This is a genomic window from Staphylococcus sp. GW821-FHT11H10 (assembly GCF_058807855.1).
The window spans coordinates 1-25697 of sequence record NZ_JBXARC010000004.1 but is presented as its reverse complement, the minus strand read 5'-3'; the positions used below and the strand labels follow the sequence as shown (position 1 = coordinate 25697).

Below are 25697 nucleotides of genomic sequence, written 5' to 3'. Positions count from 1 at the left end.
TATTTTCATTTAATATCTGTTAGTATAAATTTATATCAATTTTCAGAAAAATTATGAGGTGAATTTTAATGAAAGAGAAAATCGTATTAGCATATTCAGGTGGATTAGATACAAGTGTAGCCGTTAAATGGCTTATAGATAAAGGCTATGATGTCGTAGCTGTATGTTTAGATGTTGGTGAAGGTAAAGATTTAGATGTTGTATATTCTAAAGCACTAGATATGGGTGCAGTTGAGTGTCATATTATTGATGCTACTAAAGAATTTAGTGATGACTTTGTAAGTTATGCAATCAAAGGTAACTTAATGTATGAAAATAGTTATCCACTCGTATCAGCTTTATCTCGTCCACTTATCGCTAAGAAATTAGTTGAGATTGCTGAACAAACTAATTCTGTCGGTATCGCGCATGGTTGTACTGGTAAAGGTAATGACCAAGTTCGTTTCGAAGTTGCTATTAAAGCATTAAACCCTAACCTAAAAGCATTTGCGCCAGTAAGAGAATGGGGTTGGAGTCGTGAAGAAGAAATTGATTATGCCATTAAACACAATATCCCTGTTGGCATCAATCACGATTCTCCTTATTCAATTGATCAAAACTTATGGGGTAGAGCAAATGAGTGTGGTATTTTAGAAGATCCGTATGCTGCCCCTCCAAAAGACGCTTATGATTTAACAGCAGAGTTAGAAGATACACCAGATACACCTGATGAAATTATCCTTTCATTTAAAAACGGTGTTCCAGTTCAATTAAATCATCAAGATTATGACTTAGATCAATTAATATTAACTTTAAATGAATTAGCTGGAAAACACGGAATTGGACGTATCGACCATGTAGAAAATCGTCTTGTTGGTATTAAATCTCGTGAAATATATGAAACTCCAGGTGCAGAAGTAATATTAAAAGCACATAAAGCACTTGAAACATTAACGTTAACTAAAGATGTAGCTCATTTTAAACCAGTGATTGAAAAACAACTTGCTGAACAAACTTATAATGGTTTATGGTTCTCACCATTAACTGATAGCTTAAAATTATTCATTGATAGCACGCAACAATATGTTGAAGGTGATGTTAGAATTAAATTATTTAAAGGTAATGCCATTGTTAATGGAAGAAAATCTCCATACACGCTATATGATGAAAAATTAGCAACATACACTAAAGAAGATGCATTTAATCAATCGGCAGCGGTAGGTTTCATCGATATTTATGGTTTACCTACTCAAGTAAATGCATATCTTCATGGAGGTTATAGTAATGAGTAGTAAAGCATGGGGTGGCCGTTTTCAACAACAGCCGGAAGATTGGGTAGATGAATTTAATGCTTCCATAGATTTCGACCAAACATTGTTGGATGAAGATGTCCAAGGTAGTATTGCACATGCTACCATGTTAGCTAATCAAAATATCATTTCACAAGATGATAAAGACGCAATCATTAATGGCTTAAAAGAGATTCAACAAGACTTTCATAATGGGAAGCTTGCGTTTAAAAAATCGCTTGAAGATATTCATTTAAACATTGAACATGAACTCATTCAACGTGTCGGTGACGCTGGAGGTAAGTTGCATACAGGTCGTAGTAGAAATGACCAAGTGGCTACTGACTTGCATCTATACGTAAAAAAAGAAGTACTTGAAATTCAAGACCTTATTCGATCATTCCAAACATCCATTCTTAAACTAGCTCAATCACATGTGGATACAATCATGCCAGGATATACACACTTACAACGTGCTCAACCGATTTCTTTTGCACACCATGTTATGACATATTTCTGGATGCTAGAAAGAGACTATTCACGTTTCGTTGATAGTATGAAACGTATTGATATTTCACCATTAGGTGCAGCTGCATTAAGTGGTACAACACACCCTATCGATAGACACGAAACGCAACAATTATTAGAATTTAGTTCAGTTTATGAGAATAGTTTAGATGCAGTGAGTGATCGTGATTACATTATTGAAACTTTGCATAATATTTCATTAACTATGATTCATTTATCACGTTTTGCTGAAGAAATTATCTTTTGGTCTACGGATGAAGCGAAATTCATTACCCTATCTGATGCTTTCTCTACAGGTTCATCTATTATGCCTCAGAAGAAGAATCCAGATATGGCAGAACTTATTCGTGGTAAAGTAGGACGTGCTACAGGACATTTAATGAGCATGCTTGTAACATTAAAAGGGTTACCACTTGCATATAATAAAGACTTACAAGAAGATAAAGAAGGTTTATTTGACTCAGTACGTACTATAAAAGGTTCACTACGAATTTTTGAAGGTATGTTAGATACAATGACCGTTAATACAGACCGTTTAAACGAAACTGTGCATCAAGACTTTTCAAATGCAACGGAATTAGCTGATTATTTAGTAGCTAAAGATGTACCATTTAGAAAGGCGCACGAAATTGTTGGTAAAATTGTCTTTGAGTGCATTCAACAAGGTATCTATTTATTAGATGTACCTCTTGAACGTTACAAAGAATTAAATTCAAATATAGATCAAGATGTTTATGATTATCTTAAACCGGAAAACTGTCTTAGCCGAAGAAAAAGTTATGGTTCAACAGGCCAAGACGCAGTACGTCATCAACTGAAAGTTGCTGAAAAATTATTAAATAACGATTAATTTTAGAGGTTGGGTATGGGCCAACGAATTCTGAATGAATTCTATCCATTCTCAACCTTTTTGTTAAATATATTGAGTGAACATTAATTATATTATAGTTATTTAAAGCTTCTGCAAATTCACTTTCTTACACAAAATATCACTGATAGATTTTAATTATACATTTAACTATGAAAGGATGAGTTTGTTGAAAGCAAGTAATAAAGGTATCATTTCATGTTTAACAGTAGCCAGTTTGAGTCTAGCGATTATACATACGCCCGTTGAAGCAAGTGGTGGTGAATCATCAAACACTACAACTACGAACCTAACTAATGCATCTAAAACTCAAAACAATCATACTAATTGGTCAAGAAATTTAACAGGAGAGCGCCATACTACTATTGCACATCGTGGTGCTAGTGGCTATGCACCAGAGCATACTTTTGCAGCGTACGATAAAAGTCATAATGAATTAGGTGCCTCATATATTGAAATAGATTTACAACGCACTAAAGATGGTCATTTAGTTGCAATGCATGACGAAACAGTTGATCGTACAACAAACGGCTCAGGACGTGTCGAGGATTATACATTAGCTGAATTAAAGAAATTAGATGCAGGTTCATCATTTAATGAACAAAATCCTCAATTAGCCAAAGATAGTTATAAAGGTGCTACAGTTCCAACATTAGATGAAATTTTGACACGTTATGGTACAGATGCCAATTATTATATTGAAACAAAGCAGCCTGATGTTTATCCTGGCATGGAACAACAACTGCTAGACACACTAAACCGACATAACATGCTTACTTCAAATTCTCTAGAAAATGGACATGTCCTGGTACAATCATTTTCAGAAGCTAGCTTATTAAAAATGCATCAATTAAATTCAAATGTGCCATTAATACGCCTATTGGATAAAGGTGAATTAGCTCAACAAAGTGAAGCAGATTTACAACGTATTCGTTCTTATGCAATTGGTGTCGGTCCTGAATATAGCGATTTAAATGCACAAAATACAGCTCATTTAAAAGACTTAGGTTTTCTCGTACATCCATTTACGGTGAATGAAACTGCCGATATGCAGCGCTTGAACCAATACGGTGTTGATGGTGTCTTTACAAATTATGCTGATCAATTTAAAGCAATAAGTGCTCAAAAATGAAAGTATAACTATGGTTCATAAATTAATAATTTAGAGAACAACAAAATAAACGCTATCGCTTGTTTATGTATCAAAACAAACGATAGCGTTTTAATTATAAGCTCTTCGTCAAATCGGATTGATGAGTCCTAATGTTGAGATTAATCAACCTTAAGTTGTTTAATCTCTTTTTGCATAAATAGCGTAGGTTGATAAGTGGGCTCGGCATAGTAGAACAAGCTCATTCGTCCTTTATGTTTTTTCTCAATCACTTCATCTGAAAAATTTAGATTTTTATCTTTAATTCTTAATGTATTTAATATAGACTTACACATAGGCGCATTACCTTTCTTTTTATTTTGTTTGGTAGCTAATAATTATAGAGGTGATTGCGCCATTTTTGTATTCAAACATAAAAATTGGACTGATGATTTTTAGTCATCAGTCCAATTTATTATAGAGCCTAAATATATTAATATTATGGTTTATGCCCAACCACGGTAGCGAGCTGCTTCTGCAGTACGTTTAATACCTACAATATAAGCTGCTAGTCTCATGTCAATTTTTCTATTTTGTGCTAATTCGTAGATTGTATCAAACGCATCTACTAATTTTTCACGTAATTTATCGTTAACTTCCTCTTCAGACCAATAATAACCTTGGTTATTTTGCACCCATTCGAAGTATGAAACTGTTACACCACCAGCACTTGCTAGTACGTCTGGTACCAATAAGATACCACGTTCAGTTAAAATTCGTGTAGCTTCAGGTGTAGTAGGTCCGTTAGCCGCTTCAACAACAATATCGGCTTTAATATCATTCGCATTATCTTCAGTGATTTGGTTAGAAATCGCAGCTGGTACTAGAATGTCACAATCTAACTCGAACAATTCTTTGTTAGAAATTGTGTTATCGAATAAGTTTGTAACTGTACCGAAACTATCACGACGATCTAATAAATAATCGATATCTAAACCTTCTGGATCATGTAATGCACCATAAGCATCAGAAATTCCTACGACTTTTGCACCCATGTCATATAAGAATTTAGCTAGGAAACTACCTGCATTACCAAATCCTTGGATAACTACGCGAGAACCTTTGATTTCCTTACCACGACGTTTAGCTGCTTGTTCAATAGCAATCACTACGCCCAATGCAGTTGAACGATCGCGTCCTTGTGAACCACCTAATACGATAGGTTTACCTGTGATAAACCCAGGTGAGTTGAATTTATCTAAAGCACTATATTCATCCATCATCCAAGCCATAATTTGAGAGTTAGTAAATACGTCTGGTGCTGGAATATCTTTTGTAGGACCAACGAATTGAGAAATTGCACGTACATATCCACGAGATAAACGTTCAACTTCATGAATACTCATTTGACGTGGGTCACATACGATACCACCTTTACCACCACCGTATGGTAAATTAACAATACCGCATTTTAAAGTCATCCACATAGATAATGCTTTAACTTCTTCTTCATCTACTTCAGGATGGAAACGAACCCCACCTTTAGTTGGACCAACAGCATCGTTATGTTGAGCACGATAACCTGTAAATGTTTTAACAGTACCATCATCCATGCGTACTGGGATACGAACTTGTAAAAATCTTAATGGTTCTTTGATTAAATCATACATACCATCGTCAAATCCCAATTTGTGTAAAGCTTCTTTAATGATACTTTGTGTAGAAGTCACTAAATTATTATTCTCAGTCATGATCACTTTCGCCTCTTTTTAACAAATGATTTCGCTTTCATACATATTGTAACACATGTCTTTGCTTTTTAAAGGGTTTTCAAAATGAATGTTACAACTTTTTGAACTTAATTAAATACGCTTCTGATTCTATCTAATGCATCATCTAATTCTTCTTTAGAAATAACTAAAGGTGGAGCAAATCGAATCACCGTATCATGAGTTTCTTTACATAATAGTCCTTTTTCTTTTAATGCTTCACAGAAAGGTCTAGCACTTTCATGTAATTCAACACCAATAAAGAGACCACGACCACGTACTTCTTTAATAGCTGGGTGATTAATTTTTTGTAATTCAGATTTAAAGTATTCCCCTAATTCATGTGAACGGCCAGGTAAATCTTCATCTAATATGACATCTAACGCAGCGATTGAAACGGCACAAGCTAATGGATTACCACCAAACGTAGAACCGTGTGAACCAGGTGTAAATACATCCAGTACTTCGTTATCAGCTAAGACTACAGAAATAGGTAGTACGCCGCCACCAAGCGCTTTTCCTAAAATATAAACATCAGGTTTAACATTATCCCAATCAGTAGCAAATAATTTACCAGAACGTCCTAAACCAGCTTGAATTTCATCGGCAATAAATAGAATATTATGTTCATCACATAATTCTCTGATAGCTTTTAAATAACCTTCAGGTGGGATATTAATACCTGCTTCACCTTGAATCGGTTCAACTAAAATAGCAGCTGTATTCTCATTAATAGCTTCTTTTAATTTATCAACATCACCGAAATCTACTTTGCGGAAACCATCTAATAACGGACCATAACCACGTTGGTACTCAGCTTCTGATGATAAAGATACTGGCGCCATAGTACGACCATGGAAATTACCATTAAATGCGATAATTTCAGCTTTATCTGGTTCAAGACCTTTTACATCATATGCCCAACGACGTGCAGCTTTCAATGCAGTTTCAACTGCTTCCGCACCAGTATTCATTGGTAGTGCTTTATCTTTACCTGATAATTTACAAACTTTTTCATACCATTCACCTAAATTATCACTATGAAAAGCACGAGAAACCAAAGTTACTTTGTCAGCTTGATCTTTAAGTGCTTGAATAATTTTAGGATGACGGTGTCCTTGGTTAACAGCTGAATAAGCTGAAAGCATATCCATATATTTATTACCTTCTGGATCAGTTACCCAAATACCTTCCGCTTCTGCAACAACGATTGGTAGTGGTACGTAGTTTTGAGCTCCATAATGGTTTGTTAATTCAATGATTTGTTCTGACTTAGTCATAATATCTCCCCTTTGCTTAATTTATATTAAAACTAATTGCCATACGATTACGGCTTTCGATGTCATATACAAAGAAGTATATTCGCAAAATTAATAAGAGCACTAAATGACTCATTGTTACATCAAATATGCCCTTCGTTTCTAAATGAAAGCCCTTACAGATATAATGACATACCTATCAATATTTTTACAAGCAAAATATTAAAAATTTTCCGATAAATAAAATGAATTAAGATTCCTTTGGTATTTACATAAAAAAAGATTATGACAAGAATGATTGCCATAATCTATTATAAACTCTAAGTTCATCTACATTTATCAAATTAAATTTATAAAGATATTTTGAACATCTTCTTTTTAACTAGATTAAAACTAACCGCAAAGTTTAACATTTATTCACTCATTAATACTATTTATCTTTACGAGGTAACGGATAAAAACCTTGGTTAAATTGTTTCCACAAATTAGGTGTTAATTCATGCTTATCTTCACGATGAGGGTCAAATTCTGATAAAATTTCATCTTCTTTTCCTTCTTGAATTTTGCTGATGAAATTATAGTCTAATAATATTTCACGACCAAGTGCTACGAGTTCAACACCTGTTGATTCAATAGCGTCTAATGCATCATCAGCTGTAAATACAGATCCTACACCAATAACTGGGATACGACCATCCACCCATTGGTGAATTAATTTCAATCGCTCTTGTCCTGCATACTTACCTTCTCTTGTAGTTGAATGAATATCTCCAAGAGATATATGAACATAATCAATTGATTTTTCAGTAATTGTATTAATTAATTGTTCGGTAATTTCCATTGAAATACCTGGTGATTCAGCTTCTTCAGGAGAAAGTCGATACCCTACTATGAAATCATCGCTCGCATATTCTGATTTGGCCTTTAATACTTCATCTATAACAGCAGTTGGAAACTTCATGTGATCAGACCATTCATCATTTCTTCTATTATAATATGGAGATACAAATTGGTGAATTAAATAGTGATTAGCACCATGAATCTCTACGCCATCAAACCCAGCTTCGATTACTCGACGCGTTGCTTCACCGAAATCTTTAATTGTTTGTTCAATTTCTTTAGGGGTAATTTCTCTAGCATCATGTTCATGTTGTTGTCCGAAGCTTTTTAAAGTGATAGGACTTGGTGCAACAACATCTCCATTCGGTGTTAAATTAGCTAATGCTTGTGCGCCACCATGATGAATTTGAACTAAAGCTTTAGCACCATTCTTCTTCATAGCTTGTGCTAAACGCTTGAGTCCTTCTATATCTGAATCATGCGCAACAGAAGGTTGTCCTGGAAAAGCTTTACCAATATCGTTAACATTACTTGCAGCATTGATAGCTAAGCCAACATCTTTAGAGCGCTTTTCAATATACGGTATTTCCACGTCAGAAATTGTACCATCATCATTAGATGAAATATGCGTTAATGGAGCCAATACAAAACGATTTTTTAATTCAACCCCATTTGGCAAAGTTACGGTTTCAAATAATTTTTCATATTTTTTATTCATAGGTAAGTCCTTTCCTTTTTAATTATGACTAGACTATAGCACGCAGAATTAAAGCTCTTCCAATATTCTGCTTGACTGTACATGCATATATTTGTGTCGCTTTTTTATAATCAAACGCATAAAAAAGCTAACGTTATATTAAAATATAACGTTAGCTTAGCGTGTTAACAGTCAATCAATTATTACGAATCGCACGTTTAGACTGTTTAATCCAGACCGGTAGGCGTTCTTCAAGTGTTTGAAACCCATACTTTTCTGTTTCTTTAATTTCATCTAATACTGACTGCTTTTCTTTTTTTCGTTCATAATTCTTAAAGTAATCATTATCTTTAAGAGACAAATTTAGTTTTCCTTCATCATCAATTGATAAAATTTTTGCTTTAACGATTTGTCCTTCTGATAGAAATTTTTTTAAGTTGTGGACGTAATCATCCATAATTTCAGAAATATGGATAAGTCCTTCAGTATGGTCAGGGGTCTCAACAAAAGCGCCATACGGTTGAATTCCAGTCACACGCACTTTAATATGCTGACCTTCTTTATAGTGATTATTCAACTTGATAACCCCTTACTTCGATTTACTTAACATAATTATAATAGCATAAATCACAAACTTGGACTAACTATAAACCAATAAAAATCCACATTTTTTCAAAAATATAATAACCCTTTCGACAAATACTAAATTAACGTTCGCATTTAAGGTTATCGTTTTAAAAATTGCAATTGAATTGAAAGTTAAACCATAAAAAAACGAATCGACATCAACCGTCGATTCGAAAGATTTGTTCATAATCAATTATTATTTATCTTCTACATCAATAGATTCAATAACTACATCATGTACAGGTTTATCTTGTGCACCTACTTTAGTATTTGCAATATCTTCTAAAGTTGCTTCGCCTTCAATTAGTTGTCCGAACACAGTGTGTTTTTGATCTAACCAAGGCGTGCCACCATTATCCGCATATGCTTTGGCAATCGGTTCAGGCCAGCCACCATCTACTAATTGGTTAACCATAGATTCTGGAACTTCTTTCATTTGAACAACAAAGAATTGAGAACCATTTGTGTTTGGTCCTGCATTTGCCATTGAAAGCGCACCATATAAGTTAAAAGCCTCTAAAGAGAATTCATCTTCAAAAGAACCTCCATAAATACTTTCACCACCCATACCAGTTGCTGTAGGATCTCCTCCTTGAATCATGAAGTCATTAATAACACGGTGGAAAGTAATACCGTCATAATAACCATTTTTAGCGTGTGTCACAAAATTTTCTACAGTTTTCGGCGCGATATCTGGGAACAACTTAAATGTCATATCGCCTTTATTTGTATGCATAACAACTTTAATTTCATTGTCTTGTATTTCTTTGTTTAGTTGTGGATAGTTAGTCATTTCAATTCTCCATTCATGTTATGATGATATAGATACATCTTAACACATTTGAAAGGAAGTAATATAGCATGTTATACCGATTCTCACATAAGACTGGCGCTTACGGCGTTACTATTAAAGAAGAGAATGACGACCAAGTTCTAGTTCAAGTTGAACAAGTGATTAAACATCCAAAACAAGGTGATTTACATAATCCAGGACAAACTGAAGGTGTCTTTTTCCATGAAAGACGTGCTCTAAGTCACTTTGAAAAACGTTATGCAACGCGTTCACAATTGCGTGAGTTTAATGTTGAAGAAATGACTTATGAAGCGTCACTTCAACAAGCTATTACAAAAATGGAAAATGATTTAAAACAACAAAATACTGAATTTGCAAAACAAGCCTTAAACAATCTTGAAAATTTAAAAAATGACTATTCAATTCAATATAAACAAAAATTTTTATAGGTCATTTGAACGTGTTTCTTCTTATTTAACAAGTTCTGAAAAATCACTACTCATATGAGTTTTCGGCGTTTTTCAGAACAATATGATTCATGTATAATATATTGCATAAATATTTTTTAAGGAGGATAACATAGTGAGTTTGTTACATATTGCGGTCATTTTACCGTTAATATTTGCACTCATTATTCCAATTCTATATCGATTCTTTAAAAAGATTCATTTAGGTTGGTTTGTATTACCTATTCCTGTTGTCTTATTTATCTATTTCTTATCTCTTATTTCGACTACTCAGTCAGGTAATACAGTAATAAAAACATTAAACTGGATGCCACATATAGGTATGAATTTTGATTTATATCTTGATGGCTTAAGCATTTTATTTAGTTTACTTATAACAGGTATAGGATCGTTAGTGGTTTTATATTCCATTGGTTACTTAAGTAAATCTGAACAACTTGGTAATTTTTATTGTTATTTATTACTATTTATGGGTGCAATGTTAGGCGTTGTCCTTTCAGACAATTTAATTATTTTATATCTATTTTGGGAATTGACTTCGTTTTCAAGTTTTTTACTTATCTCTTTCTGGAGAGAAAAAAAGGCATCTATTTATGGTGCACAAAAGTCATTAATCATTACCGTATTTGGTGGATTAAGTTTATTAGGGGGATTCATTTTAATTTCTCTAGCAGGTGATTCACTTAGCTTACACGAGCTAATTGCTAATGCATCTGAAATTCAACATAGTCCATTATTTATCTTCGCAATGGTACTTATTATGTTGGGTGCATTCACTAAATCTGCACAAGTTCCATTTTATATTTGGTTGCCTGACGCTATGGAAGCACCTACCCCAGTCAGTGCATATCTACACTCGGCAACAATGGTGAAAGCAGGATTATATTTAGTTGCTCGTGTTACACCGCTTTTTGCGATATCACAAGGATGGATTTGGACAATTACTTTAGTTGGTCTAATCACGCTTTTCTGGGCATCTTTAAATGCCACAAAACAACAAGATTTGAAAGGTATACTTGCCTTCTCAACAGTATCTCAACTTGGCATGATTATGTCGATGTTAGGTATTGGTGCCGTAAGTTATCATTTCGAGGGAAGTCAAAGCCAATTGTACATTGCTGGATTTACTGCAGCAGTGTTTCATCTAGTGAATCACGCCACATTTAAAGGTGCGTTATTCATGATTACAGGTGCTGTAGATCATGTTACAGGCACAAGAGATGTTAAAAAACTTGGTGGTTTACTAACGATTATGCCTATTTCATTTACAATTACTGTTATTACAGCATTAAGTATGGCAGGCATTCCACCGTTTAATGGCTTCCTTTCTAAAGAAAAATTTCTTGAAGCCATGATTGAGATTTCTCACGCTAATGTTTTCAGTTTAGATACATTAGGTATTGTTTTTCCTATTTTAGCTATTGTGGGTAGTATATTTACATTTGTTTATTCAATTAAATTTATTATGTATATTTTCTTTGGTAAACATCAACCGAATGCTTTACCTAAAAAAGCACATGAAGCTTCAATATTAATGTTATTATCTCCAATCATTTTAGCAGTACTCGTTGTTGTCTTTGGGTTATTCCCTGGATTATTAACGCAATCTATTGTAGAACCAGCGACAACTGCAATTAGTGGTATGAGTAATGTTAATGCGGAATTCCACTTATTCCATGGTATTACGCCTGCATTTATTTCAACATTAATTATTTGGATATTAGGTATTCTTTTATTACTAACATTTAGTTATTGGATCCGACTCTTACACGCTCAGCCAACACGTTTAACGTTAAATCATTGGTATGATTCTACTGGAAAATACTTGCCTAATTATTCAGCGAATATGACGAATAGTTATGTAAATGGTTATGTTAGAGATAGCTTAGTCATTATATTCGGTATGCTTATTGTCGTTACGATTGTGACGCTACTAAGCGTTCCTTTTGACTTTAATTTTAAAGATATAAATAATATTCATATTTATGAAATAGCGATTTTAATATTATTAATTATCGCAGCATTTATGGTTGTTATTGCTAAATCACGTTTATTTAGCGTTATCATGCTAGGTGTGGTCGGTTATTCAGTATCTGTGTTATTTGTATTTTTCAAAGCACCAGACCTTGCCTTAACACAGTTCGTAGTAGAATCGATTTCTACAGCGTTATTCTTATTATGTTTCTATCATTTACCTAATTTAAATCGTTATAATGAAACACGATCATTTAAATTAACGAACACACTTATTTCAATTGGTGTCGGACTTGTTGTCATTATCTTAGGTTTAATTGCGTACGGAAACAGACATTTTACATCTATTGGAGAATACTATAAAGCACATGTTTATGATTTAGCTCACGGTAAGAACATGGTAAATGTCATACTTGTTGACTTCCGTGGTATGGATACTTTATTTGAATCATCTGTATTAGGTATTGCAGGTTTAGGTGTGTATACAATGATTAAGTTGCGTCGTAAACATCAATCAAGTGAGGTGAAAAGTGATGAACAGACAGAACAATAATTTAATGTTTCAATATGCCGCTGTTATTATCGCCTTTCTAATCGCCTTATTTGGGGTCACTTTATTCTTTGCAGGACATTATACACCTGGTGGTGGCTTCGTAGGTGGCCTACTATTATCATGTGCACTAACTATCATCGCAATTGCGTTTGATATTAAAACGATGGAAAAGGTATTCCCGTGGGATTTTAAAATTTTAATTGGAATTGGCTTATTATTCTGTGTTGGTACTCCATTAGCGAGTTGGTTCTATGGTGAAAACTTTTTCACACACACGGAATTTAATATACCGTTGCCCCTACTTCAACCTGTTCATATGAACACACCGATGTTCTTTGATTTCGGAGTTCTTTGCGCAGTAGTTGGAACGATTATGACAATTATTATAACGATTGGAGAGAGCGAATAGTGGAAATAATCATGATATTTGTATGTGGCATCCTCGCTTCAATTAGTGTCTATCTCGTTTTATCTAAAAGTTTGATACGAATTGTTATGGGGACAACTTTAATTACACATGCATCAAATTTATTTTTAATTACTATGGGTGGATTGAAACATGGCGAAATGCCAATCTATGAAAAAAATATTAGTCAATATGTCGATCCTATCCCCCATGCATTAATACTAACGGCAATCGTTATCGCGTTTGCGACAACTGCCTTTTTCTTAGTCTTAGCATTTAGAACATATAAAGAATTAGGTACTGACAACGTAGAAAGAATGAAAGGAGTGTTAGATGATGATTGAAAATAACTTAGTCGTCCTTTCATTAGTCGTACCTATCTTTACAGCAATTATATTGGTCTTTTTAGGACAACGTTATCGTGCGAAACGATATGTCACTTTAACTGGTCTAGTCCTGACACTAATTGTGGCAATAATCAATTTAAGAAATGTATATGTCGATGGTCCGCTTAAAGTAGAATTGGGTTCTTGGCCTGCACCTTATGGCATTATCTTTTTACTAGATAGTTTTAGTGCAATGTTGATTGTGACTAGTATCATTATCACCATTTTAATTACTGCATTTTCAAGTACCACAGCAGGAATAGATAGAGAACGTTATTATTATCACTTCTCTATCACATTTATGTTAGTAGGAATTATAGGTGCATTTACAACTGGAGATATATTTAACTTATTTGTATTTTTCGAAGTCTTCCTAATGTCATCTTACGCACTACTTGTACTAGGTGGCACTCAAATTCAATTACGTGAAACTGTCAAATACTTATTAGTTAATATAGTTACCTCAACATTCTTTGTAATTGCAGTAGCGATTTTATATTCCATCGTTGGTACGTTAAACATGGCAGATATTAGTGAAAAATTATCTACATTGTCTAACACACATGGCGGACTCTTAAGTATAGTCTTTATTTTATTTATCTTCGTGTTCGCAACTAAAGCTGGTGTTTTCCCTATGTACGTATGGTTGCCAGGTTCATATTATGCACCACCATTTGCAATCATTGCATTTTTTGGTGCCCTACTAACAAAAGTAGGCGTATATGCGATTTTAAGAACTTTGAGCTTGTTCTTCCACAACACAATGAGTTTCTCGCACTATACAATTTTATTCTTAGCGTTATTAACGATCATTTTTGGTTCAGTAGGTGCGATTGCATACGATGACACTAAAAAGATTATTATTTATAATATCATGATTGCTGTCGGAGTTATCTTAGTTGGCGTAGCAATGATGAATGAAGCAGGTATTATAGGTGCGATTTACTACACAATTCATGACATGTTAGTCAAAACTGCCCTATTTTTACTTATAGGTGTGATGTATCAAATTACGAAATCTACAAGTCTTAAAGACTTTGGCGGTTTAATTAAACACTACCCTGTACTAGGATGGACTTTCTTCATCGCAGCACTAAGTCTCGCTGGTATACCGCCTCTAAGTGGTTTTTATGGTAAATATTACATTGTACAAGCAACCTTTGAAAAAGGGTTTTATGTAAGTGGTATTATCGTTTTACTTTCAAGTTTAGTTGTACTATATTCAGTCATTCATATTTTCTTAAAAGGCTTTTTCGGGAAACCTAAAGGTTATGAGCCTACTCAAAGTGTTAACGTTAAACACGCAACTACTATTTCAATAATTGCTGTCGTCATCACAGTCGTATTTGGATTATCTGCTGATTTATTATATCCATTAATTTCTGAGGCGGCTCAATCGTTTTACGATCCTAGCATCTATATTGAGAGTGTCTTAGGAGGTAGATCATAATGGCTATTCAAATTATTTTAAACTTTATCTTAGCTTTTATTTGGATTTTCTTAAGTGGTAGCTATACATTAAATAACCTCTTACTCGGTTTCATACTAGGACTCGGATTTGTATATTTATTTAGTAGAATATTACCAGGAAGATTTTATTTCATAAAAATTTATAAGATATTAAAATTAGCGGTTGTATTTTTTGTAGAATTATTAAAAGCTAATATCGACGTCTTAAAAATTGTTCTACAACCTAAACTTAAGAATGAACCAGGATTCTTCGTATATCACACTGACTTAAAAACTGATTGGCAAATCGTTTTATTATCTAATTTAATAACATTGACGCCTGGAACAGTCGTATTAGGTATAAGTGATGATAGAAAAAAAATATATATTCACTCTATAGATTTTAGTACTAAAGAAGAAGAAGTTGAAGGTATAAAATCTTCATTAGAGAAAGTAGTTAGAGAGGTGGGCGAAGACTAATGTTAAAAATCATCATGATTATTGCTTTAATTGTTGTTGCAATATCAATGTTAGCGATGTTTGTTCGTATCATCAAAGGTCCCACATTAGCCGATAGAATTTTAGCACTTGATGCAATCGGTTTACAACTAATGGCGTGTATCGCCTTATATAGTATATTCATAGGTTCAGAATATTTACTCGTAGCTATTTTATTAATTGGTATTTTAGCCTTTTTAGGAACAGCCGTCTTCTCAAAATATATGGATAAAGGTAAGGTGATTGAACGTGATAACGAACATCATCATTAGTTTAGCTGTTATCTTTGTCATTTTAGGAGCTATTATAAGTGCCGTTACTGCTATTGGTATTATAAGATTAAAAGATATTTATTCGCGTGGTCATGCTGCAGGCAAATCAGCAACTTTAGGTGCTATTTTCCTATTGTTTGGCACATTCTTATACTTTATCGCTACAGATGGATATATTAATATGCAGTTAATCTTTGGTATTCTTTTTATTCTTATAACTGGCCCACTTTCAAGTCATTTAATAATGAGAGCAGCTTATAATAATAAAACACCTTATACTAAAGATACGAAGATCGATGAATTAAAAAATGAATTTAAAGATAAGATGATTTAACTAATACAGCAACTTACTAAATTGAAAAAGTTCTTATAGCAAACTTTATATAGCTCAAGTCACAATTGCGGGTGGAGACAGAATTCAAAATGATTTCTGTCCCCGCCCTTTTTTTATTGTCTAGTCTACATATTTATGATAATATAAATCGTAATTATTACGTTTTAAAAAGAAAGAAGTGTTATTATGCATTGGACAATTATCGGTGGCGGTTTACAAGGTACAACAATTGCGATTCAACTAAGAGAATTAGGGCTATCTAGAGATAAATTAACAATTATAGACCCTTATGCCACACTATGTGAACAATTCAATGATTTTTCTCATCGTATCAGCATGCCCTATTTGCGTTCACCAATTGTACATCACATCCACCCTAACCCATTCCATTTAAAACAATTCGCTAAAGTTCAACAATATGCGCACGGTACATATGGTCAATACCAACGTCCACAAACAGATATGTTTATGCATCATGTTCACGAACAAGTTCATCATTATGATTTAAACGAAAATCATATTCAAGGCTATGTAGAAGCATTAGCGAAGAAAGATGGTCAATGGCAAATACAATTAAATGATAATCAAGTCATACACACGGATTGCGTTATATTAGCAAATGGATGTACGCATAAACCCTATATTCCTAATATTTATCAAGATGCTGATGATGTGTGCCACATTTTCGATAAATCATTTAATACAACTATGTATGGACATAGTTCTCACGTTATAGGAAGTGGTATTTCTGCTGCCCATTTAACTTTAAAACTTATAAATCAATCTCATGATAAAGTTATTCATTTATGGATGAATAAAGACATTGATATCCAACATTTCGATGCAGATCCAGGTTGGTTAGGTCCTAAAAATATGAATCACTTTTTAAATATTGAATCTTCTTTAGAACGGCAGTCTATCATTCAACACGAAAGACATAAAGGTTCAATGCCTAGAGAGTTATATTTACGACTTAAGAAACATATTCAATCTGGACGACTTATAATTCATAAAGAGAATATTTTATCAGTTGACCAACATCAAATTCATACAGAACAAGCGGCTATCCCTTATGATTTCATTTTATTAGCAACCGGTTTTGAACCAACACTATTAAAACAGCCTATGATTCAATCATTAATTAAAAATGAAGATGCTCCATTAACACGCTGTGGATTACCTTCCATTAGTTCTGAATTAGAGTGGTTACCTCAATTGTTTGTGTCAGGTGGTTTAGCAGATTTAGAACTGGGTCCTTTTGCTAGAAATATCATGGGTGGAAGAGAAGCCGCTCAAAGAATTAAACAGGCCTATAAACGTTTATCGGCTCAACCTATCCAAAAACATGCTTAATTTCATTAGAAGTAATTGTCAACGTAACAACTATAAACTATTTTTAAATACGATCTCTTGTATATTTCTTATAAAAAAGCAGGCGTAGGATAGAATTCTTTATGAATTCACCGTCCCACGCCTGCGTTTTTTCTTAAACAATTACTTTTATAATTAGGATATTTAAAACAATGCTTAATCGAACTAAAGCAGCGTTTGGTATTTTATAGCTTTAAAAGTTTAATTCCAATTGTTCCTCTCATAACACTTATCAATTGGCCTTGTTCACTTTTTATTTCTATATTCCAAACTTGAGTTGTGCTTCCTTTATGAATAATCGTTGCTGTAGCAATAACACGACCTTCTTTAACCGAATGAATATGGTTAGCATTCATTTCTAAACCTAGTGGTATGAACGATTTCGTATCGATTAGATTAGCAGCGCCTAATGAACACGCTGTTTCACCTAAAGCAATTGTTGCACCACCATGCAAATAACCGAATGGTTGTTTAACTTTATCAGTAACAGGCATTGAAATTACTACTTTACCCTCTGATGTTTCTTCAATCTGCATTTCGAAAGTTTCCAATAAGTTAGTCATTTAATTGTTCACCTCATTACACCTATAATATCATAGCTGCAATCGTACCAAATACCATTAAAGGTATATTATAGAATAAGAAATTCGGGATACATGTATCGCGAATATGATCATGCTGTCCATCCACATCTAACCCAGCTGTTGGCCCTAGCGTAGAATCACTTGCAGGAGATCCTGAATCACCTAAAGCACTCGCAGTTCCTACTAGAGCGATTAGAGCCATAGTACTTAAGCCGAGTGAAGCACCAAGTGGAATAAATAATGTCGCAATTATAGGAATCGTTGCAAATGATGAACCAATTCCTAAAGTTACAATTAAACCAATAATGTACATGATGACAATACTTAATAACTTGTGACCACTTGAAATATCAGTCAAACTTGATACTAATTTTTCGATATCTCCTGTTGCATTCATGACACCTGCAAAACCGTTAGCTGAAAGAATAACAACACCTATAAATGACATGATTTTAATACCTTCAACAAATTGGCTATCCAATTCTCTCCATTTGTAGACACCCGAAACAAAGAATACGAGTACACCCGCTAATGCACCAAAAATCATTGAATCTGTAAAAGTTTGAACTAAGAATGTAGCTAATATAGCGACTATTGTAACTACGAGTACATACGGTTTAATTTCATTAATTGTATTCTCATCTTCTACATAAGTTTCTGTTTTATATTCTCGTGGTTTACGGTAATAAAACATACCCAAGATTAAACCAACTATATAACCAAGAGAAGGAATCAACATGGCTTTCCAAATCATATTAAATTCGATAGGATGATGTGCTTTTTGGAAACCGCTTTGAATAATTTGGTGAAAAATTTGTCCAAAGCCATATGGTAATAGGACATACGGCCAACATAAACCAAATCCGATGACTAGAGCAATAAGTCTTCTATCAATTTTTAAATCATTAAACAGACTTAATAGTGGCGGTATAACTATTGGAATGAAAGCAATGTGAACCGGTATAAGGTTCTGACTCATTATACTCATCGCAAGTAAAGCTATGATAATAATGATTTTTACTTTTATTCTTGATAGTCTGCTATTTTCAGAGTGAATTGCACGGATTATCTTAGTTACAAGATAATCTGTAATACCACTATATGAAATCAATGCTGCAAATCCACCCAATAATGCATAGCTTAGCGCTACCTCGGAACCGTCTACAATATTTTTTCCAAATACACTGATTACCTTTTCAACACTCATTCCAGAAATGAGACCGCCTACTAATGCACTAATGAACAGACTAATAACTACATTTAGTCTACATAAGCATAAAACAATCATTAATAATACGGCTATTACAACTGCATTAAACATAACAACACATCCTTTATCTCTCTACCGAACTAAAGTATTTAATATGTTCTTTATCATACCAAGTAGCTGATACGTTGTCAATGTAGAATTACATTCTTAGTTAATAAGATTATGCTTATTAAATAAGGAGTATAAACACGCAATAGCACATGTTTCTACTCCTTAAGCAAATGATTTCTATTTTTCTATTTATCTTAACCAGTTTAATACAGTAGTAATCATACTGCCGGTTGGGCCTTTTGGACCTTTATAGCTAGTCTTGTTAGTTGTCGCTGGACCAGCAATATCGAAATGGATGTGTGGTGTGGATCCACTAAAATGAGTAATAAATGTGGCTGCAAAGAGTGCTTTTCCATGACCGTTTGTATGATTGACTAAATCTGCAACGTCAGATTGACGTATTAATCGTTGTTCAGTTTGAGTCATAGGTAATTCAAAAGCATATTCATCCATTTCTTTAGCACTAACTCGTATTTCCTCAATCTCTTTATCTGCATTAGAGTTAAATAAAGCTGCTTTATCTTCACCTAGTGCTGCAACTGCTGCTCCTGTTAATGTAGCGAAATCTAAAATAATCTTAGGTTGAAATTGATTAGCATAGAATACAGCATCTCCTAGTACTAAACGCCCTTCCGCATCACTATTTAACATTTCAACTGTTTCACCATTCAATGCCGTCAATACATCATCAGGTTTCATTGCATTACTACTTATCATATTTTCAGCAGAAGCAATAACTCCTACAATATTGATAGGAAGTTGCAAGCGTGATATCGCATCAATCATTCCAACTACATTAGCTGCGCCACACATATCAAATTTCATAGTCTGCATACCTATCTTCGATTTAATGCTATAGCCACCTGAATCATATGTAATACCTTTTCCTACTAATGCAATTGGTGCGTCTTCACTGTCACCACCATTGTATGTCATAGTTATTACAACTGGAGGATTCTCCGACCCTTTACCAACAGCATGAATAAGTCCGAATCCTTCATCTAATAATTGTTTTCCATCTTTAATATCAACTTTTACAGATGTTTGATCAAAGTGTTGCGTAACCTGTTCAGCAAAATAATTAGGCGTCAGTATATTAGGTGGCATATTGCTATAGTCACGTGCAACATTAACCGATTGTCCGATAATAGCACCATTGATAAAATATCGCTGTAAGTCCTCTTTATTCGTACTTATGTTTAACTCTAATTGATAGGGTGCAAATTTATCAGATTTATAGTTGTCAAAACTGTAAACTGCCTGTTCACTTTGTAGTCCCATAACCTCTGCGACTTTGGTTTGCTCTATTTTCTTTGAAATCAATGTATCGAATAATACATCTGCTTCAGTTACACGTTCTTCTTTTAAAAATTGAAATAAATTGCCGAAAGCTTTCAATAGCGCACCATAATCAAGCGTCTTTAAATTTCCTAATCCAACAGTAATAAGTCGTTTTGACGAGTCTTTTAAAGGTAACAAAGTTGAAGATATTTTACCTAATTGACTACTAATTAAATGATGATGACGGTATGTATCAATTTGTTTTGTTATATCTTCATTATTGTAACTAATATAACCAAGTTGATTGATGTGTTCAGGCAACCCTATAATAAGTACTTCTGAATTTAAAACTGTATTACTCAAATTGAAATTAACCATAATCTCTACACTTCCTTTTTATATCATATAAAAGAAGGAGTGGAACAGAATTCACAATGAATTCGTTGTTCCACCCCCATAAGGATAACTAGAAATGAGAAAAGCTTGATTTATGTGCTTTTTCAGTTCAGTCAGCTACTGCGAATTTGCATTGTAGCTTTAAATTAATATTTATTTTCAAAATCATATTAGATAATTTATATGAGAAACTTAGAATTTACCTTTTTTGAATGCTAAGCCTACGCCACCGATTTTGAATACTGCACGAGTATCGATAACTTTTTTCATGAATGCAGCTTTTTTACCAGTAATGTCTCTACCGTATACGATACCAACACCATCATGTGCACCTAATGAACATACAGTACCACGATCAACATATTCAAAGTCGGTAGCTGCTTGACCGTTTAAGATGTTTTTAATGCTTTTCGCAACGTGTTCACCTTGTTGCATAGCAATTTGTGCTGTAGTTGGTAATGGACGTTCTTCACCAGCTGGGATGAATGCTGAAACGTCACCAATAACAAAGATATCATCATGACCTTCAATAGTTAAATCTTGTTTAGTCACGATACGACCACGTTTAACACCTTCGAATGATTCTTCCATTAATTTACTACCACGAACACCAGCAGCCCAGATCGCTGTGCCAGCTTCTAATTGTTGTTCTTGATCATTAATTTTAACTACGAAACCTTTTTCGTTACAAGCAACGATTGGTGTAGCAATTTTGAATTCAACACCACGGTCTTCTAAGTAGTTAACTGCGTAATTAACTAATTCATCAGAGAACATTGGTAACATTTTTGGTGCAGCTTCAACACAAGTTACTCTAACTTTGTTTTGATCAACACCGTATTTATTACATAATTCAGGAATTCTTTCAGTTAATTCACCTAAGAATTCGATACCTGTAAAGCCTGCACCACCAACTAAGATAGCTAAGTCTTTATCATCTTTTTCTTTAGAAGCTGCATAGTTTGCAAATTTATCTTCAATGTGACGAGATAATTTACGTGCAGTTTCAATATTTTCAATTTGGAATGCATAATCTTTCATACCATTAATTCCAAATGTTTCACTTTCGAAACCTAATGCTACTACTAAAATGTCGTAATCATAGATACCGTGATTAGTTTCTACTTTTTTAGCGTTACGGTCGATTTTAGTTACTTCTGCATTGATAAATTTAACTTTATCTTCTTTAATTACACTTTCAATTGGGTAAATTAAATCTTCATAGTTTAATGTACCAGCTGAAGCTTCATGTAACCAAGTTGCTTCGTAGTGATATTTATTTTTGTTAATTAATGTAATATCCGCTTCGTCAGCAGAAAGTTCTTTTTGTAATTTAGTTACTGTTTGTAAACCAGCATAACCTGCACCTAAAACAAGTACTTTTTTACGATCTTGTGCCATTTCATTCACCTAAGCTTTCATAATTATTTTCTTAAATGTAGAAAAAGGCTACAAATTTCAGAACATAACAAAGTTCAGATGTAACAATATATTTTACCTTAATATATGTTTATCTGATTCATTTAAAAGACTTTGCACTTAACCTATTGTTCATCCCCATTTATAGTCTTAGTCAACACTTTCTTTTTCAGTTCGATTTTATGAACTTTAGTTCACAAAAAAGACAAAGTTCAATCCATCTTCAATTTTATAGCTTTTATAGTTCATTTTCAAGCAACAACAAGACTATTATTAAAATAATCATATTATCCTGAAGATTACTGTCTTACTGCATTACTCTTTGTCATATACTACTTAAAATTATATTAGCATTCCTCAGGGTTCCCAGCTACTTTAGCAGTTCTAAATGAACTACCACAACCACATGAAGCGATTGCGTTAGGGTTATCAATTTGGAATCCTCCACCCATTAAAGATTGTTTGAAATCAATTGTCGTACCATTTAATACAGGCACATCATATTTGTCTACTAGTACTTTTAATCCATAAAATTCAAGTACTTCATCATTTTCTCCTGGTTGTTCTTCAGCTGACATACCATATGTTAGACCTGTACAGCCACCACCGTTTACTTTAATCTTTAAATATCCACCTTCCATGTCATTACTTTTCAACATATCTTTTACTTCATAAGCTGCTGCTTCAGTTAATGTTACAGTTGACATAAACCATTCCTCCTATAATAAGTTAGTAAAGTCATTCTCTTCTATATGTTTATAAATATTTTTTAATAACTCATCTGGTGTATCACCTTCAACAGTATCACCATCTACCAATGCATACAACCCACATGAACATACGCTACAATTATTTAAACATCCGTATTCCAATACATCCACATCAGGATCATTCTCAAGTTTATCGTAAACGTAGTCTCCGCCTTTTGCCATATTTGAAATGCAAAATTCGACTAATGGAAACATACTTCACCTTCTTCTTCATTTTTTAATTACATTATTATAACAAATCTTAACTTGGACTGCATTGTCCTCGCTCATCATTTTATATTATTTAGAACAACAATACACACATATCTCTTCAGCTTAGTTTCCCTACCACACATTTCATTGTAGTCGTTTTGAAAAAAAGATATAATAATCATATACATATATCACACACTTTATTGTTAGGGGCAATAAATGTGATTGATCAATTACTATACTTGTTTGAAGTTTTAAAATAAAAGTTTAGGTAATTTACAAAAGTTTGCTTAATTCAAAGGGTATTAGTCAAAATTATTTCGGAATAACAAATTTTTATAAAGGGGTATAACAGATGAAAAATTTAGTATTACTTGGTGGCGGCTATGGTAATATGCGTATCATGTCGCGTATCTTACCTGATTCATTACCAGAAAATTATACTTTAACGTTAATTGATCGTATGCCATTCCATGGCTTGAAACCAGAATTTTATGCTTTAGCTGCGGGTACTAAGTCTGATAGTGATGTTCGTATGAATTTTCCTGATTCAGAACGCGTTAATACAATTTATGGAGAAATTAATGATATTGATTTAGATGCTCAAATCGTATCTGTTGGTAATACAAAAGTAGATTATGATGAATTAGTTATTGGCTTAGGTTGTGAAGATAAATATCATAATGTTCCTGGTGCTGAGGAATACACGCATAGTATTCAAACACTCTCCAAGGCACGCGAAACATTTCATAGTATTAGTGAATTACCTAGTGGCGCTAGTGTAGGTATTGTTGGTGCTGGTTTAAGCGGCATCGAGTTAGCAAGTGAGCTTCGTGAAAGTCGTGAAGATTTAGAAGTCATACTATATGACCGTGGTGAGCGAATTTTAAGGAATTTCCCTGAAAAGTTAAGTAATTATATCGCTAAATGGTTCCGTGAAAACAATGTTAAAGTAGTGCCTAATTCTTTAATTGATAAAGTAGAACCAGGAAAAATTTATAATAGTGGTACACCAGAAAATGTTGATTTAGTTGTCTGGACTGCTGGAATTCAACCGGTTGAAGTTGTAAGACATTTACCGATTGATATCAATCGAAGTGGACGTGTCATCATCAATCAATATCATCAAGTGCCAACATACCTTAATGTATTTATAGTTGGAGATTGTGCTGATTTACCTCATGCACCAAGTGCACAATTAGCTGAAGTTCAAGGTGATCAAATCGCTGATGTACTTAAGAAACAGTGGAATAATGAACCATTACCAGATAAAATGCCTGAATTAAAAGTACAAGGTTTCCTTGGTTCTCTCGGCGAGAAAAAAGGCTTTGCCTATATCATGGACCGTACAGTTACCGGACGTCTTGCACATATACTTAAATCGGGCGTCCTATGGTTATATAAATATCATAACGGTTAGTATTAAAATAAGGGGTAGAATAGAATTCATGATGAATTCTATTCTACCCCCGACCTTTTTTCTCAAGAATTATACTTTAAATTAATTTGCAAAATGTTTATCTACAAAGTTTGTAATTTGCTTTGTTTGAATGTAACCATCTGCTACATACTCATCATTCATTGTAATTAAAGGATAAAATAATTCATCTTCCTCAATTTGTTCAATATACTGTTGGTCATGATCACTTAGATTATCTGTTTGATTTTGAAAATCAATGTATGTGTATTCAAATTGAATGTCTGGATACTTTCTTTCTAATAAAGGCTTAATCCATTCAAATGTATTAATAGATGTTGGTGCATTAACGCAACTTGCACATACGACATCAGCGCCATATACTACCACGCTTACTTTAGTCATACTCAAATCCCCCGTTTTGTTTTATAGATTTTTCTTTCTTTATCTATTATAATAAATAAATAATGAATTTATGAAGTAATTTACTTGAAAGGAGACATATCTCATGCCTACTGAGAATGCAACAATGTTTGATCAAGTAGCTGAAGTCATTGAACGTTTACGTCCATTTTTATTACGTGATGGTGGAGACTGTACATTAGTAGATGTAGAAGATGGTATCGTGAAATTACAATTACATGGAGCTTGTGGTACTTGTCCTAGCTCAACAATCACATTAAAAGCCGGCATTGAACGTGCGTTACACGAAGAAGTTCCAGGCGTTATTGAAGTTGAACAAGTATTCTAAGCGTCTAACATATATGATATATATTTAATAAAGCACCAACGAGTCTGGGACATAAACCCTAGAGAAATAGCCAGTAAATGAGTTTTAACAAATTCATTTACTGGCTTCTTTATTTAC

The 25697-nt window shown here is 33.5% G+C and carries 26 protein-coding genes and 1 pseudogene; 14 read left to right on the top strand and 13 right to left on the bottom strand.

What is annotated here, in order from left to right; translation table 11 throughout:
• Window positions 1–68 precede the first annotated feature (68 nt).
• From AC1RRU_RS03650 to AC1RRU_RS03640, 3 genes are all read left to right on the top strand, one after another.
• Window positions 69–1271, top strand: coding sequence for an argininosuccinate synthase (locus tag AC1RRU_RS03650; RefSeq protein ID WP_016931166.1), 1203 nt, complete (start codon window positions 69–71; stop codon window positions 1269–1271).
• Window positions 1264–2646, top strand: a complete 1383-nt coding sequence (argH, locus tag AC1RRU_RS03645; protein WP_011276257.1) for an argininosuccinate lyase — start codon at window positions 1264–1266, stop codon at window positions 2644–2646. The genes AC1RRU_RS03650 and argH overlap by 8 nt, the downstream gene beginning before the upstream one ends.
• A 187-nt stretch (window positions 2647–2833) precedes the next feature.
• Window positions 2834–3796: a glycerophosphodiester phosphodiesterase gene (locus AC1RRU_RS03640; protein WP_016931165.1), complete on the top strand. Its 963-nt coding sequence runs from the start codon at window positions 2834–2836 to the stop codon at window positions 3794–3796.
• 182 nt (window positions 3797–3978) lie between these two features.
• On the opposite strand, the pseudogene AC1RRU_RS03635 reads toward AC1RRU_RS03640, so the two are convergent.
• From AC1RRU_RS03635 to AC1RRU_RS03610, 6 genes and pseudogenes are all read right to left on the bottom strand, one after another.
• Window positions 3979–4110 (bottom strand): annotated as a pseudogene (locus AC1RRU_RS03635) (ISL3 family transposase); the annotation flags it as partial.
• Between the two features lie 150 nt (window positions 4111–4260).
• On the bottom strand, window positions 4261–5505 hold the full coding sequence (locus AC1RRU_RS03630; protein ID WP_029376667.1) for a Glu/Leu/Phe/Val family dehydrogenase: 1245 nt from the start codon (window positions 5503–5505) through the stop codon (window positions 4261–4263).
• 107 nt (window positions 5506–5612) lie between these two features.
• The gene (locus tag AC1RRU_RS03625; RefSeq protein ID WP_016931162.1) at window positions 5613–6803 is read right to left on the bottom strand and encodes an ornithine--oxo-acid transaminase; all 1191 of its coding nucleotides are present in this window, start codon (window positions 6801–6803) and stop codon (window positions 5613–5615) included.
• Window positions 6804–7212: 409 nt separating this feature from the next.
• Window positions 7213–8340, bottom strand: a complete 1128-nt coding sequence (locus AC1RRU_RS03620) for an NADH-dependent flavin oxidoreductase (RefSeq protein ID WP_011276261.1) — start codon at window positions 8338–8340, stop codon at window positions 7213–7215.
• Between the two features lie 175 nt (window positions 8341–8515).
• Entirely contained in the window at window positions 8516–8896 is a 381-nt protein-coding gene (ygs, locus tag AC1RRU_RS03615) for a S1 domain-containing post-transcriptional regulator Ygs (protein WP_011276262.1), read from the bottom strand.
• Window positions 8897–9142: 246 nt separating this feature from the next.
• The gene (locus AC1RRU_RS03610) at window positions 9143–9739 is read right to left on the bottom strand and encodes a peptidylprolyl isomerase (RefSeq protein WP_016931161.1); all 597 of its coding nucleotides are present in this window, start codon (window positions 9737–9739) and stop codon (window positions 9143–9145) included.
• Window positions 9740–9807: 68 nt separating this feature from the next.
• Between AC1RRU_RS03610 and AC1RRU_RS03605 the strand changes: the two genes are divergently transcribed.
• From AC1RRU_RS03605 to AC1RRU_RS03565, 9 genes are all read left to right on the top strand, one after another.
• A complete protein-coding gene (locus AC1RRU_RS03605) occupies window positions 9808–10188 on the top strand; it encodes a kinase-associated lipoprotein B (protein WP_011276265.1) in 381 nt (126 codons plus the stop codon).
• Between the two features lie 133 nt (window positions 10189–10321).
• Window positions 10322–12733, top strand: a complete 2412-nt coding sequence (locus AC1RRU_RS03600; protein WP_016931160.1) for a Na+/H+ antiporter subunit A — start codon at window positions 10322–10324, stop codon at window positions 12731–12733.
• Window positions 12714–13142, top strand: coding sequence for a Na(+)/H(+) antiporter subunit B (locus tag AC1RRU_RS03595; protein ID WP_016931159.1), 429 nt, complete (start codon window positions 12714–12716; stop codon window positions 13140–13142). Before AC1RRU_RS03600 ends, AC1RRU_RS03595 begins: the two co-directional genes overlap by 20 nt.
• Window positions 13142–13483: a Na+/H+ antiporter Mnh1 subunit C gene (gene mnhC1, locus AC1RRU_RS03590; RefSeq protein ID WP_011276268.1), complete on the top strand. Its 342-nt coding sequence runs from the start codon at window positions 13142–13144 to the stop codon at window positions 13481–13483. Before AC1RRU_RS03595 ends, mnhC1 begins: the two co-directional genes overlap by 1 nt.
• Window positions 13476–14975 (top strand): Na+/H+ antiporter subunit D, encoded by a 1500-nt coding sequence (locus AC1RRU_RS03585; protein ID WP_016931158.1) that lies wholly within the window; start codon window positions 13476–13478, stop codon window positions 14973–14975. Before mnhC1 ends, AC1RRU_RS03585 begins: the two co-directional genes overlap by 8 nt.
• On the top strand, window positions 14975–15454 hold the full coding sequence (locus AC1RRU_RS03580; RefSeq protein ID WP_011276270.1) for a Na+/H+ antiporter subunit E: 480 nt from the start codon (window positions 14975–14977) through the stop codon (window positions 15452–15454). The genes AC1RRU_RS03585 and AC1RRU_RS03580 overlap by 1 nt, the downstream gene beginning before the upstream one ends.
• Window positions 15454–15744, top strand: coding sequence for a Na(+)/H(+) antiporter subunit F1 (locus AC1RRU_RS03575; protein ID WP_011276271.1), 291 nt, complete (start codon window positions 15454–15456; stop codon window positions 15742–15744). The genes AC1RRU_RS03580 and AC1RRU_RS03575 overlap by 1 nt, the downstream gene beginning before the upstream one ends.
• Window positions 15722–16078: a Na+/H+ antiporter subunit G1 gene (locus AC1RRU_RS03570; protein ID WP_011276272.1), complete on the top strand. Its 357-nt coding sequence runs from the start codon at window positions 15722–15724 to the stop codon at window positions 16076–16078. Before AC1RRU_RS03575 ends, AC1RRU_RS03570 begins: the two co-directional genes overlap by 23 nt.
• A 186-nt stretch (window positions 16079–16264) precedes the next feature.
• Window positions 16265–17431, top strand: coding sequence for an NAD(P)-binding domain-containing protein (locus AC1RRU_RS03565; RefSeq protein ID WP_011276273.1), 1167 nt, complete (start codon window positions 16265–16267; stop codon window positions 17429–17431).
• A 203-nt stretch (window positions 17432–17634) separates the two neighbouring features.
• Here AC1RRU_RS03565 and AC1RRU_RS03560 read toward each other — a convergent pair whose 3' ends face one another.
• The 6 genes from AC1RRU_RS03560 to AC1RRU_RS03535 form a co-directional block, all read right to left on the bottom strand.
• Window positions 17635–18012, bottom strand: a complete 378-nt coding sequence (locus tag AC1RRU_RS03560; RefSeq protein WP_011276274.1) for a PaaI family thioesterase — start codon at window positions 18010–18012, stop codon at window positions 17635–17637.
• A gap of 22 nt (window positions 18013–18034) precedes the next feature.
• Window positions 18035–19354, bottom strand: coding sequence for a Na+/H+ antiporter family protein (locus AC1RRU_RS03555; RefSeq protein ID WP_016931157.1), 1320 nt, complete (start codon window positions 19352–19354; stop codon window positions 18035–18037).
• A gap of 189 nt (window positions 19355–19543) precedes the next feature.
• Entirely contained in the window at window positions 19544–21013 is a 1470-nt protein-coding gene (locus AC1RRU_RS03550) for a M17 family metallopeptidase (RefSeq protein ID WP_016931156.1), read from the bottom strand.
• A 210-nt stretch (window positions 21014–21223) separates the two neighbouring features.
• Window positions 21224–22432, bottom strand: coding sequence for an NAD(P)/FAD-dependent oxidoreductase (locus AC1RRU_RS03545; protein ID WP_011276277.1), 1209 nt, complete (start codon window positions 22430–22432; stop codon window positions 21224–21226).
• A 365-nt stretch (window positions 22433–22797) separates the two neighbouring features.
• Window positions 22798–23157, bottom strand: coding sequence for a HesB/IscA family protein (locus AC1RRU_RS03540; protein ID WP_011276278.1), 360 nt, complete (start codon window positions 23155–23157; stop codon window positions 22798–22800).
• A 12-nt stretch (window positions 23158–23169) separates the two neighbouring features.
• Window positions 23170–23415 carry a YuzB family protein gene (locus AC1RRU_RS03535; RefSeq protein ID WP_011276279.1) on the bottom strand — a complete coding sequence of 82 codons (246 nt, stop codon included), beginning with the start codon at window positions 23413–23415 and terminating at the stop codon, window positions 23170–23172.
• A 352-nt stretch (window positions 23416–23767) separates the two neighbouring features.
• Between AC1RRU_RS03535 and AC1RRU_RS03530 the strand changes: the two genes are divergently transcribed.
• Window positions 23768–24832 carry an NAD(P)/FAD-dependent oxidoreductase gene (locus AC1RRU_RS03530; RefSeq protein ID WP_011276280.1) on the top strand — a complete coding sequence of 355 codons (1065 nt, stop codon included), beginning with the start codon at window positions 23768–23770 and terminating at the stop codon, window positions 24830–24832.
• Between the two features lie 81 nt (window positions 24833–24913).
• Here AC1RRU_RS03530 and AC1RRU_RS03525 read toward each other — a convergent pair whose 3' ends face one another.
• The gene (locus AC1RRU_RS03525; protein ID WP_011276281.1) at window positions 24914–25234 is read right to left on the bottom strand and encodes a YuzD family protein; all 321 of its coding nucleotides are present in this window, start codon (window positions 25232–25234) and stop codon (window positions 24914–24916) included.
• Between the two features lie 103 nt (window positions 25235–25337).
• Between AC1RRU_RS03525 and AC1RRU_RS03520 the strand changes: the two genes are divergently transcribed.
• On the top strand, window positions 25338–25580 hold the full coding sequence (locus tag AC1RRU_RS03520) for a NifU family protein (RefSeq protein WP_002433501.1): 243 nt from the start codon (window positions 25338–25340) through the stop codon (window positions 25578–25580).
• The last annotated feature ends 117 nt before the right edge of the window (window positions 25581–25697 follow it).

What these genes read in the sequence shown, in the direction of transcription:
- AC1RRU_RS03650 (WP_016931166.1), top strand. Translation starts at nt 69, where the DNA reads ATGAAAGAGAAAATCGTATTAGCATATTCAGGTGGATTAGATACAAGT.
- argH (WP_011276257.1), top strand. Translation starts at nt 1,264, where the DNA reads ATGAGTAGTAAAGCATGGGGTGGCCGTTTTCAACAACAGCCGGAAGAT.
- AC1RRU_RS03630 (WP_029376667.1), bottom strand. Translation starts at nt 5,505, where the DNA reads ATGACTGAGAATAATAATTTAGTGACTTCTACACAAAGTATCATTAAA.
- AC1RRU_RS03625 (WP_016931162.1), bottom strand. Translation starts at nt 6,803, where the DNA reads ATGACTAAGTCAGAACAAATCATTGAATTAACAAACCATTATGGAGCT.
- AC1RRU_RS03620 (WP_011276261.1), bottom strand. Translation starts at nt 8,340, where the DNA reads ATGAATAAAAAATATGAAAAATTATTTGAAACCGTAACTTTGCCAAAT.
- AC1RRU_RS03610 (WP_016931161.1), bottom strand. Translation starts at nt 9,739, where the DNA reads ATGACTAACTATCCACAACTAAACAAAGAAATACAAGACAATGAAATT.
- AC1RRU_RS03605 (WP_011276265.1), top strand. Translation starts at nt 9,808, where the DNA reads ATGTTATACCGATTCTCACATAAGACTGGCGCTTACGGCGTTACTATT.
- AC1RRU_RS03595 (WP_016931159.1), top strand. Translation starts at nt 12,714, where the DNA reads ATGAACAGACAGAACAATAATTTAATGTTTCAATATGCCGCTGTTATT.
- AC1RRU_RS03585 (WP_016931158.1), top strand. Translation starts at nt 13,476, where the DNA reads ATGATTGAAAATAACTTAGTCGTCCTTTCATTAGTCGTACCTATCTTT.
- AC1RRU_RS03580 (WP_011276270.1), top strand. Translation starts at nt 14,975, where the DNA reads ATGGCTATTCAAATTATTTTAAACTTTATCTTAGCTTTTATTTGGATT.
- AC1RRU_RS03575 (WP_011276271.1), top strand. Translation starts at nt 15,454, where the DNA reads ATGTTAAAAATCATCATGATTATTGCTTTAATTGTTGTTGCAATATCA.
- AC1RRU_RS03565 (WP_011276273.1), top strand. Translation starts at nt 16,265, where the DNA reads ATGCATTGGACAATTATCGGTGGCGGTTTACAAGGTACAACAATTGCG.
- AC1RRU_RS03560 (WP_011276274.1), bottom strand. Translation starts at nt 18,012, where the DNA reads ATGACTAACTTATTGGAAACTTTCGAAATGCAGATTGAAGAAACATCA.
- AC1RRU_RS03555 (WP_016931157.1), bottom strand. Translation starts at nt 19,354, where the DNA reads ATGTTTAATGCAGTTGTAATAGCCGTATTATTAATGATTGTTTTATGC.
- AC1RRU_RS03550 (WP_016931156.1), bottom strand. Translation starts at nt 21,013, where the DNA reads ATGGTTAATTTCAATTTGAGTAATACAGTTTTAAATTCAGAAGTACTT.
- AC1RRU_RS03545 (WP_011276277.1), bottom strand. Translation starts at nt 22,432, where the DNA reads ATGGCACAAGATCGTAAAAAAGTACTTGTTTTAGGTGCAGGTTATGCT.
- AC1RRU_RS03540 (WP_011276278.1), bottom strand. Translation starts at nt 23,157, where the DNA reads ATGTCAACTGTAACATTAACTGAAGCAGCAGCTTATGAAGTAAAAGAT.
- AC1RRU_RS03535 (WP_011276279.1), bottom strand. Translation starts at nt 23,415, where the DNA reads ATGTTTCCATTAGTCGAATTTTGCATTTCAAATATGGCAAAAGGCGGA.
- AC1RRU_RS03530 (WP_011276280.1), top strand. Translation starts at nt 23,768, where the DNA reads ATGAAAAATTTAGTATTACTTGGTGGCGGCTATGGTAATATGCGTATC.
- AC1RRU_RS03525 (WP_011276281.1), bottom strand. Translation starts at nt 25,234, where the DNA reads ATGACTAAAGTAAGCGTGGTAGTATATGGCGCTGATGTCGTATGTGCA.
- AC1RRU_RS03520 (WP_002433501.1), top strand. Translation starts at nt 25,338, where the DNA reads ATGCCTACTGAGAATGCAACAATGTTTGATCAAGTAGCTGAAGTCATT.